This window comes from Clostridium sp. E02, from assembly GCF_003833015.1.
In the GTDB taxonomy this organism is placed as follows: Bacteria; Bacillota; Clostridia; order Lachnospirales; family Lachnospiraceae; genus Lacrimispora.
In genome coordinates this window covers 147208-162029 of the sequence record NZ_RJLQ01000005.1, presented here as the reverse complement: position 1 = coordinate 162029, position 14822 = coordinate 147208, and the positions used below count along the sequence as shown (strand labels likewise).

General features: G+C 41.9%; 13 protein-coding genes and 1 riboswitch. Of the genes, 1 reads left to right on the top strand and 12 read right to left on the bottom strand.

The features are described 5' to 3' along the window. Positions 1 to 48: 48 nt before the first annotated feature. From EFT72_RS05290 to EFT72_RS05280, 3 genes are read right to left on the bottom strand one after another with little or no spacing between them, the layout of a single operon-like run. The gene (locus EFT72_RS05290; RefSeq protein WP_124065864.1) at positions 49 to 897 is read right to left on the bottom strand and encodes a sugar phosphate isomerase/epimerase; all 849 of its coding nucleotides are present in this window, start codon (positions 895 to 897) and stop codon (positions 49 to 51) included. A gap of 22 nt (positions 898 to 919) precedes the next feature. Then, the gene (locus tag EFT72_RS05285; RefSeq protein WP_124065863.1) at positions 920 to 2074 is read right to left on the bottom strand and encodes a Gfo/Idh/MocA family oxidoreductase; all 1155 of its coding nucleotides are present in this window, start codon (positions 2072 to 2074) and stop codon (positions 920 to 922) included. A 1-nt stretch (position 2075) separates the two neighbouring features. Continuing rightward, positions 2076 to 3095, bottom strand: a complete 1020-nt coding sequence (locus tag EFT72_RS05280; protein WP_164473085.1) for a Gfo/Idh/MocA family oxidoreductase — start codon at positions 3093 to 3095, stop codon at positions 2076 to 2078. Between the two features lie 146 nt (positions 3096 to 3241). Here EFT72_RS05280 and EFT72_RS05275 point away from each other — a divergent pair, with 146 nt between their 5' ends. Continuing rightward, positions 3242 to 4099, top strand: coding sequence for an AraC family transcriptional regulator (locus EFT72_RS05275; protein ID WP_124065861.1), 858 nt, complete (start codon positions 3242 to 3244; stop codon positions 4097 to 4099). On the opposite strand, the gene EFT72_RS05270 is transcribed toward EFT72_RS05275, so the two are convergent. The 9 genes from EFT72_RS05270 to EFT72_RS05230 all read right to left on the bottom strand — a co-directional run bounded on the left by EFT72_RS05270 (position 4091) and on the right by EFT72_RS05230 (position 14745). Then, positions 4091 to 4849 (bottom strand): DUF6062 family protein, encoded by a 759-nt coding sequence (locus EFT72_RS05270; protein WP_124065860.1) that lies wholly within the window; start codon positions 4847 to 4849, stop codon positions 4091 to 4093. The genes EFT72_RS05275 and EFT72_RS05270 overlap by 9 nt on opposite strands. A gap of 12 nt (positions 4850 to 4861) precedes the next feature. Beyond that, on the bottom strand, positions 4862 to 5551 hold the full coding sequence (locus EFT72_RS05265) for a response regulator transcription factor (protein WP_124065859.1): 690 nt from the start codon (positions 5549 to 5551) through the stop codon (positions 4862 to 4864). Beyond that, the gene (locus tag EFT72_RS05260) at positions 5548 to 7044 is read right to left on the bottom strand and encodes a HAMP domain-containing sensor histidine kinase (RefSeq protein ID WP_124065858.1); all 1497 of its coding nucleotides are present in this window, start codon (positions 7042 to 7044) and stop codon (positions 5548 to 5550) included. The genes EFT72_RS05265 and EFT72_RS05260 overlap by 4 nt, the downstream gene beginning before the upstream one ends. A gap of 163 nt (positions 7045 to 7207) precedes the next feature. Next, positions 7208 to 8392: a methionine adenosyltransferase gene (gene metK / locus EFT72_RS05255; protein WP_124065857.1), complete on the bottom strand. Its 1185-nt coding sequence runs from the start codon at positions 8390 to 8392 to the stop codon at positions 7208 to 7210. A gap of 83 nt (positions 8393 to 8475) precedes the next feature. After that, positions 8476 to 8601: riboswitch (SAM riboswitch) on the bottom strand. Between the two features lie 99 nt (positions 8602 to 8700). Next, positions 8701 to 9993 (bottom strand): UDP-N-acetylglucosamine 1-carboxyvinyltransferase, encoded by a 1293-nt coding sequence (locus EFT72_RS05250; RefSeq protein WP_124065856.1) that lies wholly within the window; start codon positions 9991 to 9993, stop codon positions 8701 to 8703. A 107-nt stretch (positions 9994 to 10100) separates the two neighbouring features. Next, on the bottom strand, positions 10101 to 12578 hold the full coding sequence (locus EFT72_RS05245; RefSeq protein ID WP_124065855.1) for a hypothetical protein: 2478 nt from the start codon (positions 12576 to 12578) through the stop codon (positions 10101 to 10103). 166 nt (positions 12579 to 12744) lie between these two features. Beyond that, positions 12745 to 13422: a hypothetical protein gene (locus EFT72_RS05240; RefSeq protein WP_124065854.1), complete on the bottom strand. Its 678-nt coding sequence runs from the start codon at positions 13420 to 13422 to the stop codon at positions 12745 to 12747. Positions 13423 to 13500: 78 nt separating this feature from the next. Next, positions 13501 to 14421 carry a sugar phosphate nucleotidyltransferase gene (locus EFT72_RS05235; RefSeq protein ID WP_124065853.1) on the bottom strand — a complete coding sequence of 307 codons (921 nt, stop codon included), beginning with the start codon at positions 14419 to 14421 and terminating at the stop codon, positions 13501 to 13503. Positions 14422 to 14553: 132 nt separating this feature from the next. Continuing rightward, a complete protein-coding gene (locus tag EFT72_RS05230) occupies positions 14554 to 14745 on the bottom strand; it encodes a 4Fe-4S binding protein (protein ID WP_124065852.1) in 192 nt (63 codons plus the stop codon). Between the last annotated feature and the right edge of the window lie 77 nt (positions 14746 to 14822).

Genomic DNA, 14822 nt, shown 5'->3' with positions numbered 1-14822 from the left:
GGTGAGTCCCGTTTTCGAGACTTACCTGCTTTTCCCATTGTGAGAGTGTTAAAGTTTTTCCAATATGGTTCTAAGTGCTTCATAAGCCATGGTAAACGATTCTTCTCCACTCATTTTCTTCTTCTTTTCTCCCTGTTGTTCCAGTGCCTCAAATCCTGCAAAATCACTTAAATGTGGTTCCAAAGACAAAAATCCATGATATCCACTGTCTTTTAAAATAGAAAGGATCTTATCCACATTTCCATCGCCCTTACCAGCCGGAACAACGGTTCCATCTGCCCAGATTGCATCTTTGATGTGGATATATGCGATGTAAGGCTTTAACATCTCGTATGCCTGATTCGTATCTTGCTTGCACTGTACAAAGTTTGCAAAATCAAAGACCGCTTTGAAATGATCTCCATAAAATTCTTTCATTAGATCCAGACACCGGTCTGCAACATCTCCATAGATGCCCTTTTCATTCTCATGAAGCAGTATGATATCACTCACCTTTGCATAATCCACAAACTGGGAAAGCTGTTCCATCACTTTCCCCCGATAAGGGGTGTACGCTTCTCCTTCTGGCATGAAAAAGCTAAACATGCGGATGTTCGGAGTTTCCATCTCATGAGCGATTTCTACAGTATGCTTATACAATTCCATATGAGGTTCAAACGCATCGGTAATTTTAATTTTTCCAATTGGTGACCCTAGGGCAGAAATACTGATTCCATTATAATCCAGTTCTTTTTTAAATTCCTTCACCTGGCTTAATGGATACTCCACAAGCCCTTTTCCATTCACGCCCCGCATCTCCATGTGATGAATTCCCAGTTTTTTTAGTCCCTGTATCTGAATCCCCAAATCTCCATCTATCTCATCTGCAAATCCTGTTATTTTTATATTTTCCCACATAATCAAGTCTCCTTTTCTTCTCCTAGTAGCTTCCACTGGTGTCAAATACCACTCCAGACCCCTCTTTTTTTCTAGACGTTTTTCTTCGTTTGTTCAGTTCTTCTAAAAACAAGTCTTCCTCAAACGGAAGCTCAATCTCTTTTTTTAACCAACTAGATAAATGCATGGCATTTGATAATGTCAAACCATATATGCCCTCTTGCCCTTCTGCAATCAGAGGGGTATTGTGAAGAATCGTACCTGCAAATGCCTTCATAACTCCCACATGCTGTTCATTGATTCCATCGGTTTCCACCTCAGTTATGGTGCATTCAGGAGTATCAAATCCACCTTTCGCCGTCTTACAGAACGTCCTTTCATTCTCTGAAAGCTTATATAGCGTTAATTTATCATTTTCACATACCAGTTTCCCCATTTCCAGAGTGATCTCAAACCGGTTGGTTCCGGGTGCATCGGCTGTAGTGGTCACAAAGACTCCGGTGGCTCCGTTTGGATATTCCAGATATGCGGTCACGTCATCCTCCACCTCAATGTCATGCCACTTCCCATTGTGACAGAAAGCCATTACCTTACTTGGCATACCACAGATCCACTGTAGTAAGTCCATGTTATGAGGACACTGGTTTAATAAGACACCGCCGCCTTCTCCATCCCAGGTGGCTCTCCAGCTTCCAGAATCATAGTAAGACTGGGTGCGGTACCAATCCGTTACAATCCAGTTGACCCGTTTAATTGCACCCAATTCCCCCCCAGTTACCATCTCATGCATCTTGCGGTATATGCAGTTTGTTCTCTGGTTAAACATCATAGCAAATACACGGTCACATTTTTTTGCCACATCATTCATCTCACGCACTTGTTTGGTATAAACCCCTGCTGGTTTTTCACACAACACATGAAGTCCATGTTCCAATGCATCAATTGTAAGATCTGGATGCTGATAATGAGGAACTGCGATTAAAACAGCCTCACAGGCACCGGACGCAATCAGATCTTTTCCCTCTGTAAAAATCGCGACAGATTCCGGTAACTGTTCTTTCCCCCAGGCTCTCCGGCTCTCATTTTGGTCTGCCACTGCAGTGATTGTAAGCTCCGGAACCTTTCCTTCTAAAATGCTCTTTACGTGATTGGTTCCCATATTCCCAATTCCAATAATCCCTAGCTTTACTGTATCCATCTTACTCCCTCTCATTTCTTGCAGATTCATATAAATTCATCATGGTGTCAAATGTCGTCTGAACCGAAGCCAGATCGTTTCTATAGTCTTTCCCCGTCTGCAGACATTCATAAAAATCACGAATACAAGCCTGATGGCCACTTCCCCAATAGGATTTACCCGGTACCATTCGTTTTAATGACTTCCAAAGGACTGGCTCTGTCTGTTCTGCACCCTGGTACCACAGCTGTTCCCCTTCGATACGGATAAAACCGTTCTCTCCTACCAATTCAATCATAACCGGTGCATCTGCGGCATAAGCAGTTGTCGCATAGAAACAAGCAGAAACCGGATCTTTTCCCTGGGTAAATTCCATATATCCGTGAAACGTATCCTCTACTTCAATAATCCCTTTTAGATGATGATTGCTCATAGACGCTTCTGTCCTGATTGGTTTACCAAGCCAGCCAAGAAGCAGATCCAGCGCATGGATGGATTGGTTGATCAAAACACCTCCACCTTCTGTCTCTTTCTGCCCCCTCCAGCCGCTCTCTGTGTAATAGGAAGCGTCCCGGTGCCAGGTAACGAACACTCTGCCACCTTTTATGGTTCCAATGACCCCCGCTTTTAAAAGTTCCGTTACCTTTTCAGTGGTTTCATTGTACCGATTCTGGAAGCAGATACCCACTCTGCCACTGGATCGTCTCGATTCGATCAACAGTCTTTGAAACTGCTCTCTGTTAATCGCAGGAGGTTTTTCCATAAATACATGCATTCCTAGTTTTAAAGCTGCCACTGCAAGTGGTACATGACTAGAATGAGGGGTACAGATGTGAACCACATCAAGAGATTCTTTTTCTGCCATCGCCTCAAACGAACCATATACATTTGCTTTCCTTTCTGTATACACCTGGCTAAATTCTTCTGCCCGGTCCAGTTTCGGATCCACCATCGCACAAAGTATCACTTCTTTTATATCCTTTAAAATACCTGCGTGAACCCTTCCTATACTACCGCAACCGATTACCCCAACTCGGATCATGGTATGTCCCCTTTTCTTCTTGTTGTTCCTATTTGCTGTTCTTTCTCTTGTTTCTTTGATCTGTTTATTATATACTAATTTTAACGCAATTTGTTTGCGTATATTGACTAAATACATGCGCAAATTGTTTATTTGAGGAGAGCGTAATGAAAAAAAGCAGAAGTTACAACTACAATGAGATTACAGAGCCCTATATATGTGATTTTACTACAAGTAAGGTAGCTGGAAATGTAGATTTTCATATGCATAACAGTCATGAGATCTACTTGCTCTTAGACGGGCAGATCCAGTACTATGTAGAAAATTCCCGTTATGATATGAAACCTGGCAATTTAATTCTTTTTTCCAATCGAGAGATTCATAAGGCAATTAATCTAAAGAACCAAGCCTTTACCCGACTGGTCATTCACGTGGAACCTTATTTCATTCAACCTTACTCAACAACTGCCACCAATCTTTTGGATTGTTTTAATCGGGATCCTGCAAAAAACAATCTGGTTCAGCTCTCAAGCCAAGAGTGTGACCAATTGATTGCAATGGCACACATCCTACAGGATACCAAAAAAAACCACTGTTTATACGGAAACGACTTAACAGCGGTCACTACTTTAATTCAGATTCTTATTTTAATCAACCGGGCCTGGCAGAAAACTGGATTTTCAAAATTCACACCCAAGCCACACCGTACCCAGACTATTATGAATTACATTGATGTTCACTTAACAGAATCAATGACGCTAAGTTCCATCGCTGATGCTCTTTCTCTGGACAAATATTATATCAGTCATTTATTCAAATCCGAGACACAAAGCACTATCTTTCAATATATCGTCGTAAAAAGGGTCGCCTTTGCTAAGGAACTCCTTACGGAGGGTCATACGGTCGCAGAAGCCTGCCATCTGTCCGGCTTTAACGATTACTCAAACTTTATACGGACCTTCCGTCAAACCACCGGTTACACCCCCGGGCAATTTAAACGTTTGAATCATTCCCTTTTATCTTAATTTATAGGAAGGGTCCGAAGGGTATCCACCGCGTATTTTTTGCATCCCCCGTGGAACTGCATCTTTTGATTGTTTCCAGTCTGCATCCCGGTTTAAATAATCAAACTTTTCGATAAACCAGTCAATATCACCCGAAATCCGTTCCATATTCTGTTCCATAAGCGAAAAGACAAGGGGATAAAATGTTTCCCGGTCCTTGCTGCTTAAATATCGGTCCGCTCCTTTTAAAAGATCCTTAAAATGATGGAGACAAAAGCCCTTGCTCTGCTTTATTTTATTGGAAAAGTTAGTATCTTTTTTGTACAAATTAAAAAACGCCTCTACATACCGGTTATAATTTTCCGTAAATCGATCACAGATATAGCAGGTCTTTTCCTTCTCCTCAATCCACTGGCAGACAGAATTTCCTTCCTTTTTTCTCCCTGTAAGGCGATCTTTTAGGGAATTCTTTGCTGGTGAATAATTTTTGAATTCTTCTTTCATTTCCAAAATCAGTTTTTTATAATAAGTCTTTAATATCCAGCCATTGCCCAGCGCATTGCCGTACTCAAACATCTTTTTCTCGTGGGTTCGGCAAAATCCGGACCGGTCTGTATTCTCTCTGGTATCTCGTTCCATATAAGAAGCACAAGAGCCTAGTACAAAATCCATAAGTTCTTCTTCTGTCTTTCGTTCCAGATAACAGAATGGGCACTCCTCTTTGGCATCCATGGCATCATTGAGAGGAATTTCATATAATTTCTCTTTCATTGGTTCCCGTCCTTATACTTTAAACCGATAACCGACACCCCATATGGTTTCAATGTACTGTGGTTTTGCCGTGTTGAATTCGATCTTTTCCCGGATCTTTTTGATATGAACCGTAACCGTGGCGATATCCCCGATGGATTCCATATCCCATATTTTATTAAAAAGTTCTTCTTTGGTATAAACATGATTTGGATTCTGTGCCAGAAACGTCAAAAGATCAAATTCTTTGGTGGTGAAGTTCTTTTCTTCCCCATTGATCCACACCCGTCTGGCTGTCTTATCAACCTTAAGACCTCGGATTTCAATGATCTCATTATCCGGTGTCCCACTCCCAATCAATCGTTCGTACCGTGCCAGATGCGCCTTCACACGGGCAACCATCTCACTGGGAGAAAAAGGCTTTGTCATATAATCATCGGCACCAAGTCCTAATCCCCGGATCTTATCTATGTCTTCTTTCTTTGCAGATACCATGATAATAGGAGTATTTTTTACTTCCCGGATCTTTCTGCATATTTCAAAACCATCGATTCCAGGAAGCATAAGATCTAAGATTACCAGATCAAAGTCCTCATGAATTCCTTTTAACAGGCCCTTTTCTCCGTCGTTCTCTATCTCAACTTCAAATCCGCTTAATTCCAGATAATCTTTCTCTAATTCTGCAATACTTTCTTCATCTTCCACGATCAGTATTCTGCTCATTCCTGCATAACCTCCTGGTATTTTCTTAATACAAAATGTATCTCAGTTCCAATTCCTTCTTTGCTGGTTGCCCAAATCCTTCCACCATGATCTTCTATAATCTTCTTTACAATGGAAAGGCCAATTCCACTTCCTCCCTGGGAAGAATTCCTGGAAGAATCGGTTCGGTAAAACCGATCAAAAATATTGGCAATATCCTTCGCCTGAATTCCTCTCCCATTATCTTCAATCTCTACCTGAATAAAATCTCCAACATCCTTAATTCGAATGTTAATGATTCCATTCTTCTTATCCATATATTTGACCGAATTGCTGATAATATTATTAATGACTCTTCTCATCTGTTCCGCATCTGCGATGACCACCACATCTTCATCCACATAGTTAAAGTATCCCAGTTCAATGTTTCTGGCCTCCATCTCAAGCCCCACCTCATCAATACAGTCTCTAAAGTAATTGGATACGCTGATTTTCGTGAACGTATAAGGGATCTTATTGGTGTCTATCTTAGAATAAAAGGTCAGCTCATCAATCAGTTTGTCCATATCGTTGGCTTTGTGATAGATGGTACGAATATACCGGTCAAGCTTCTCCGGCGAAGATGCCACTCCATCCATGATTCCCTCTACATATCCTTTGATGGCTGTAATGGGGGTCTTTAAATCATGGGAAATGTTGCTGATCAGCTCTTTGTTCTCTTTATCATACTGAACCTTTTCTTCTGCCGATTCTTTCAAACGTATCCTCATCTCTTCAAAATCACGACAGAGCTGACCCACTTCATCGTCATTCTCCACTTCAAGGGAAAAATCCAAGTTCCCGTCTCTAATCTTCTTCGCAGCCACCTGCAATCGCCCCAAAGGACTTACCACGGATCGGTAAACCCACATCATAAGAATGGCGTCGGTGAAAATAATGATCATTATGACGGCAAAAAGCATCTCTACCACCATGATCTTGATCTCCGGAAGCAAACCATCTACATTGGATATGATAAATAGGCTTCCCTCTGCGTTATCGGAATATAAAAAATCCATTTGTTTGACCAGATGTTGTGTCTCCCCATCTAAATAAATGGCCCCTTCCATGGAATTATCTAGTTCCTCATAATGGGGGAGCTGTTTATATAATCCTTCCGTGATGTGGCTGTTTCCATCAAACAGCAGCTGATCTCCTTTCCGGACTATGATATATGCATATTTGGTTGAAAGCTTCTGGTTTAGTTGCTTTAAATATTCGGAATCATTAAACTGATCTGGTTCCGTCTGGAGCATCTTCCTGATATCCTTTTGCTCTTCCCGGATCAGACGATTAAAAATCTGCAGGGAATTGCTAGAGAGGAGATCAATCCGGTCTGTTAGATTATAGGCTTTCCGAAATGCCTTCATCTGATAGTTTCTCAGTCCTGATACTACCCCGAAAATCAAGGTAAGAGGAACGATCGTTATGATCAAAAATGCAATCACCAGACGGGTTCTTAATTTAAATTTCACGTTTCTAGTCTCCCTCTGCATATAGCAAAATTTCATAACCAAAGAATTGATTGCGTAAAGGTATTATAACACACATAGGAGAAAGAATTTATAAAACAATTCTAAAATTTAAAAGGCGGAGCCGTACAATTTTGTTGTACTTGCCCCGCCTTTTGGAAGTTTCTTATAAATATTTTTTAAGAATTTCTACTTTATCTAGTTTCTCCCAGGGAAGATCTAAATCATTTCTGCCGAAATGTCCGTAAGCTGCTGTCTGTTTGTAGATTGGCTGACGCAGATTAAGCATCTTGATAATACCAGCAGGACGCAAATCAAAGTTCTCTCGAATTATCTCTACTAACTTTTCATTGTTTAAATTCCCAGTCCCAAAGGTATCTACCATAATGGAGGTCGGATGTGCCACACCTATGGCATAAGATAACTGGATCTCACACTTGTCTGCAAGACCTGCTGCTACGATATTCTTCGCTACATAACGAGACGCATATGCCGCAGAACGGTCAACCTTGGTGCAGTCTTTTCCAGAGAACGCACCGCCACCGTGACGAGCATATCCACCGTACGTATCTACAATGATCTTACGACCAGTTAATCCACTATCCCCCTGAGGGCCGCCAATTACAAAACGACCGGTTGGGTTCACAAAAAATTTCGTATTAATATCAACTAATTCAGCGGGAAGAATTGCATCAAACACATATTGTTTTATATCTTTATGAATCTGATCCTGGGTTACATTCTCATCATGCTGAGTGGATAAAACCACTGCATCCAGACGCAAAGGTTTTCCATCTTCATCGTATTCCACGGTTACCTGTGTCTTCCCATCTGGGCGAAGATAGGTCAAGGTGCCATCTTTGCGGACTTTGGTCAGCTGAAGAGCCAGCTTGTGAGCAAGAGCAATGGAATATGGCATATATTCTTCGGTTTCATTGCTTGCATACCCAAACATCATACCCTGATCTCCGGCTCCAATGGCATCAATTTCAGCATCAGACATCTTATTTTCTTTTGCTTCCAACGCACGATCAACTCCTAAGGCAATGTCCTTAGACTGCTCATCTAACGTTACAATCACACCGCAAGCATCTGCGTCAAAACCCATAGAACGGTTATAGCCTATTTCACGAATGGTATCTCGTACCACCTTCTGAATGTCCACATAAGCCTGAGTGGTAATCTCGCCCATAACCATCACAAGACCTGTCGTACAACAAGTCTCACAGGCAACACGGCTCATGGGATCCTGCTTTAACAGTTCATCAAGAATGGCATCTGAGATCTGATCGCACATTTTATCTGGATGTCCTTCAGTTACCGATTCGGAAGTAAATAATAATTTTTCCATGTCAATTCCTCCTTTTTTACATGGGGGAATAACGAAAAGAAAAGTCCGCAGCAATGCGGACTTGATTCAAACTGTATCAAATCCTCTTATTGCTCGATTTCTCGCTCAGGTTGGCACCTTCCAACCTCCAAAATGGCTGTTGCCATAAACGTAGGTGGGGTTGCCGTGACTTCACAGATCCTTTGTATCTCCATCACTCTGAATAAGGGATATTACGACTTTTCATTTGTTATTCAATTAATATTATATGTTAATTACAAGTACATATTACCTCAAATACAAAAGGTTGTCAAGCGTTTGAACCGCCACTATCCTACCTTCAATTTAAACTTCTGTGCTTCCTTTTCAGAATCAACTTTTTCTATGACTGCTCCAAGACCTTTTAACTTCTCGTCAAAGCATTCATAACCTCTCTGAATATAACCAATCTCATCCACAACGGTATATCCGTCTGATGCCAGTCCTGCAATCACCAAAGCCGCTCCAGCACGAAGATCTGGGGCACTCACGGAGGCTCCGCTCAAACCGGTTACACCGTCAATTACAGCCACGTTACCTTCTACTTTCATATTAGCTCCCATACGGGATAGCTCATCTACATAGCGGAAACGGTTTTCAAAGATACTCTCGGTCACTACACTGGTTCCTCCTGCAAGTACCAGACAAACTGCCATCTGGGGCTGCATATCCGTAGGAAAACCAGGATAAGGAAGGGTCTTTATATCCGTGTGCTTCTGGTTCATCTTACCGACTACCCGAACTGCATCATCGAATTCTGCCACTTCACAGCCAATCTCAAGAAGCTTTGCAGTAATGGCTTCCAAATGCTTTGGTATGACATTCTTTACCATAACATCACCTCGGGTAATGGCTGCAGCACACATAAAGGTCCCTGCTTCAATCTGATCCGGGATGATGGAATATTCTGTTCCATGGAGCTTACTAACCCCTTTGATCCGGATGGTATCTGTACCCGCACCTTTGATGCTCGCACCCATGCTATTTAAAAAGTTTGCCACATCAACTACATGAGGCTCTTTCGCTACGTTCTCTAGAATGGTTTGTCCCTCTGCAAGGGTCGCTGCCATCATAATGTTAATGGTTGCCCCCACACTAACCACATCAAGATAAATATGACTGGCTACCAAATCAATGGCATGAGCAATGACAGCACCACGTTCAATGCGTACATCTGCTCCCAGTGCACGAAAACCTTTCAAATGCTGGTCAATGGGTCTGCTGCCGATATTACATCCGCCAGGGAGCGGTACCTGTGCGCTTTTGTATTTTCCAAGCATGGCACCTATAAAATAATAGGAGGCCCTAATCTTACGTATATATTCATCATCAACGGAAACTTCCCCGATGGATCCACCATTGATACAAACCGTATGTCTGTCAATACGGTCAACCTTCGCACCGATCTCTTCGATGGCTTCTAACAGTACATTAATATCTCTCACATCTGGGAGATTATCTATCCGTACATCCTCATCTGTCATGATTGATGCTGCCAGAATTCCCAAAGCGGCATTTTTGGCTCCTCCAATGGTTACTTCACCAACCAGGGGATTTCCGCCCTTCATAATATATTGTTCCATTTCGCACCTCTAATTATTATGTTATCTATTACAAAATCATTAAATTCCTACATTTACCTTTAATGATTATAACATATCTTACGAATTTGTAAAGAGAACGTACTTTTTTATTCCCTGATTACCCCACAGACAAAGTCATTTCCCAGTCCGGTAAAATAAGCAGTTGCGTCATTTAGACCCATTTTGCGGACTTCCCTGGTCTCAGGATCGTAAAGAGTTACATTATACTGGTCATATCCAGAAAGCAGGACATAACTCCCTTCTCCAGTGTAAGCAGCCACAGGACAGCCCTGTCCGATAAAAGAAAGGATCTGGTTCAGTGTGGAGTCCCTGGCATCTATCATAAGAACGCCTTCTCTTGTATCCCCGCTTTCTTTAAAGCCCTGTAACCCATGTACAAAAGCGGCTCCCGTCTTTAAGGGTTCTTTCATTGTTTTCACGGGTGGTCGGTTGACCCGATCCCACACAATTTGCTGATTGTGATCGGTTACAACTCCCATTTTCTCATATGCAAGTTCCATCGCATCGGTAAATTTCTGGCTGCTTCCCAGATAATGTCCCCCACCATAGGCATAAAACCGATTGTCTTTTCTCCTTTTATTTCCTTTTAATTCCACAACTTCTGTGGTTTCGTATGCCACTTTCTTCGGGACGGAAATTTTCACATTTTTGCTATCTATTTCCTGTTTCAACTGGACAAAATAAAGCTTTCTTCTATCTTCCGATGCATACCAGCCAATCCCCTGTAGATCCTCATCAAGCAGTTCCTGATTGCACACGATGGTATCTTGTTTGGAATCTGCATAGATCTGAGGGGAGGGTCTTACCACCTGTGTCAGATGAATTCGGCTATCTTCCACAGAAACGTCCGCAATATAGGTGCCTGGCTGCTCGTATTTTTTTACAATTTTACCGCTTTGATCCATAATCTGAATCTGAACCATAGGGGCATCTTTGACTCTTCCATTCTGTACCCAGATATCTCCCTCTTTTGCAATCCCGTATACAAAATCATCCCCTACAAAGCCAAGGGGCCGGTAACGATTTTCCTCTTCTCCGGTGATTTCTTTTTTTCTTCCATCATCAAGATCCATCAAATGAATTCCACTGGCACCGTATACGTCACTGCCTTCCTGCCACGCAAAATGACGTTGTGTGCTACTGACCGCATAGCCTCCTTCTGATAGGGAATCAGCCAAAACCATATATTCGTTGCTGTTTAAATCAATGCCGTAAACAGACCGGTTTGCCATTAAATAAAGCATTCCATTTTCGCCTAAGTGAGAAAGCTGGCCAACTTCCTCTTTTAACTGTTCAAATGATAGGGTAACTGGTGTGAAAAAGCGCTCCTTTATGGCATTGTCTTCAATGCTATATTGATACATAGCAATCCCCATGCATCCTTCATGAATCCCCCGGTTCATGTATCCATAAACCAAAAAATCCACATCTCCGTTGTCTTTTACCGATAATATCTTGATATCGTGCTGATTGTAACCGCTGCGAAGTCCGTTATCTTCTCCACTTCGGAAAGAAAAAATTTTAATGCCATGTTTTTTCTTCTGGTCAAAGGTCCAGAGATCGCGATTTACAGCATAAGCCACCCAATTCTTATCTGAACTCTTTGCGGTCTGGATCTCATCTGGATTAGTGATTCCAAGCAGAATCCGTTTTCCAGAAAACAGACTTTTGTTCCCGGAAAAGATCTGATTGGTATTCCGTTCAAAATCCATGAGATAAATTCGTCTGGAATTCCATTTCATGGTGTAATTATCTTCTACTTCGTAAAATTCAGCGGTTCCATTTTCACTCACCCGCTTTATTTCATATTCCAGATTGACATTGCACATGATTCCGTCAAGATCTTTTAAAGTAGCTTTTATTTCACCCACTGGTTCTACCGGAAGACCAGCCCATGTAAGCTGTGAAAAACTGGATCGTATGGTCACGTGTCCTAGGGAACTGTTATCCTCTGTAGTACTGGTTTCCAAATACGTTGTCAATTGTTTTGCCTGTTCATAATCAAACGTCTTCTTGGTAAAATCAAGTGCAAAATCAATCATATCCCCAGCATTGGACTGATCCGTCCAAGTGATTTGAGTATAATAAAAAAGATTCCCGTTGTCTGGTGTATCTAAGGTAAGGATCAATAAGTATTTTCTGTCTTTTGCCAATAAATTCTGGATTGGCAGAGTTGCATGGATCCCATCTTCCCCTTTTGTCCAGTCTTTTATATCGGTTCGTTCCACAAGCCGGTCAAGGTCTAAGCTACGGATCTCATAGCGAATACCAGTTATCGTTCCCTGATATTCTGAGATCTGAATGGGAAGGGCACGGTCTGACGGCAAGACCGTGATTGCCTCTCTTGATACGGTCTGCTTCATATCCTGCTTATAACCATGAAGTACATTCATGGTTTTTCCAAACATATCCACTGATACCACTGGAAGCGCTGCATCATCCATAGACGTATAGACCATCGTATCATCTTTTTCCATTATCCTCTGATTCCACATAAAATAAACTGCGATTGCTATTAGAAATACCGCAGACAATATTCCGATTTTTTTAATTAAACCATTCATATAAGGCGTCCTCTATTTTTACATTTATCTTCTTTATTGTATCCAATCCTATCCAAAATCACAATGAAAATTTTATGAAACATTCGTGAATCTTGCAAGATCACATCATTTCTAGTCGAAAAAAGAAAACAGCGGTCTACAAAAGACTGCTGTTTTCCTCTTCTCGCTATCGGCATCTTCCAGAACGGCATCTTCTACGGTGCACTTCATTAAGAAGAAGTACGGATATAATATCATTGACCCAGTTGTTCTTTCCGGGTGGCGGCCCCCAGTAAGGCGGTCTTGGTTCCGGTCTTCTTCTGGGTCCACACGGAGGCTGACCTGGGCCGTATCCACAATGAGGTGGTCTTTTACCTGGTCCCCATTTTGGCGGTCTTGGACCGGGTCTTCCCCATGGTGGTCCAGGCGATGGTCCCCATGAAGATCTTTGACTGGCTGTCAATGGTGTTTCTTCTATCTCATCTGTATCCCAGTTCATGGACTCCATCTTCCCCATGGCCTCTTGGGTACTATCCTCTGATTCAAAGATCCCCTCTTCCGCAAAAACTCCATCTTCTAAAACCTTCGCACAGATTGAGTCACAGATCTGATTGATCAGAATACGGTCCGGAAATTCATCGTACAAGGGACTGTCTTTATAATCCAGATGGTCACATGCAGCAATCACGTATTCCTGCAAACATTTCATATGTGTGGGGTACATCCCCTGCAAAAACTCCAGATCCTCAGCAATGGGATCTTTAAATGCTGGTGATTCCTCCTTAACACTTCTGTCGCCATATAGCATATACGGCTTTAAATCCTCATTGCTCTTACCATAAGTATTACTTGGGTTAATCGGCACCGGTGTTCTCACTCCCTACATTTGCTTATACAACACCATAATATGCGAAGGATAGGATAAAGTGATGGTTTTTAAGGATTAGAATAGATGGTTTGGATAAACGCCCTGAGAAACTAAGTTTTTAATCGCAGCAACAACGGTTGGCTTATCTTCTTTGTAAGTCACACCAAACCAACGGTCTTTTGTTTCCAGTACCCGGGCTCTAGCCTTACCGTCCCGAATCCCCTGATCAATGATCTTTGGCAGCAAGTATTCTGATTTTATATCTCCTGGTTTCATCTCATTTAAAAAATCAACAAACCCACGTTCCAATTCTCCTAAGAAAGCAGGAGTAAGCCCCCATAGATTCATGGAAACATTTTGTCTTAGTGGTAGGGTCACCTCGCTGCCGCTCTCATCTTTTCCCACAGCAACTTCGTCCCGTCTGTTTAATTCATAAGTCTCCGTGACTTTTTTTAGATATCCGTCTTCTGTGACCTGACATACCCCACGGGTAACACCGCCGTTATCACTTAGGGTATTACCTAGAATAAATCCACCCATACAGATGTCATAAACCTCAGAGGAAGGATTCATCTCATGAACCAGATAATCATGCAATTTCCGGAATCCTTCTTTCCCATAATAATCATCTGCATTGATCACAACAAAAGGATCTTGTAACAAATCTTTTGCACAAAGAACCGCCTGTCCCGTACCCCATGGCTTCGTTCTATCTGCTGGCTTCTCAAATCCAGCTGGAAGATAATCCAGTTCCTGATACGCATACGCAACCTGTGCGATTTTTTCAATTCGATTTCCAATAATCTCTTTAAAATCCTTTTCCAAATCTTTGCGAATGATAAATACAATCTTATTAAATCCCGCTTCCAATGCATCAAATATGGAATAGTCCATAATAATTTCGCCATTTGGTCCTACGGGCTCTAATTGCTTGATTCCACCACCAAACCTACTTCCGATCCCGGCAGCCATAATAACCAATGATGTTTGTTTCATATTACTTCCCCCTGTCTCTTTTAATTTTACTTTATTATACCACAGATAAAAAAGATCATCCACCCGTGAAACCTTTTCAGGACTGCGTACATATAAGGCTCATCCAAACAAACGAATCAGTGATCTTTAAAATCAGACAAGTTTTAAAGCTCTCATGGGGCAGAAATGGGTACATTTGCCGCAGCGAATGCAGGCATCCAGATCAACGGTGGGAGCCTCAAACCCATTTTGCTTTAAAGCACCTACCGGACAGATCGGGACAGAGGGGCAGGGGTGATTCTGGGGGCAGTTTTCTTTTATAACAACAAGGGTTTGTGTATTCATAATTAATCCTACTTTCTTTAAGTGTATTGTTTTTACATATACAGTATAAAAGAAGTGAGGCACGATGTCTGTAACAA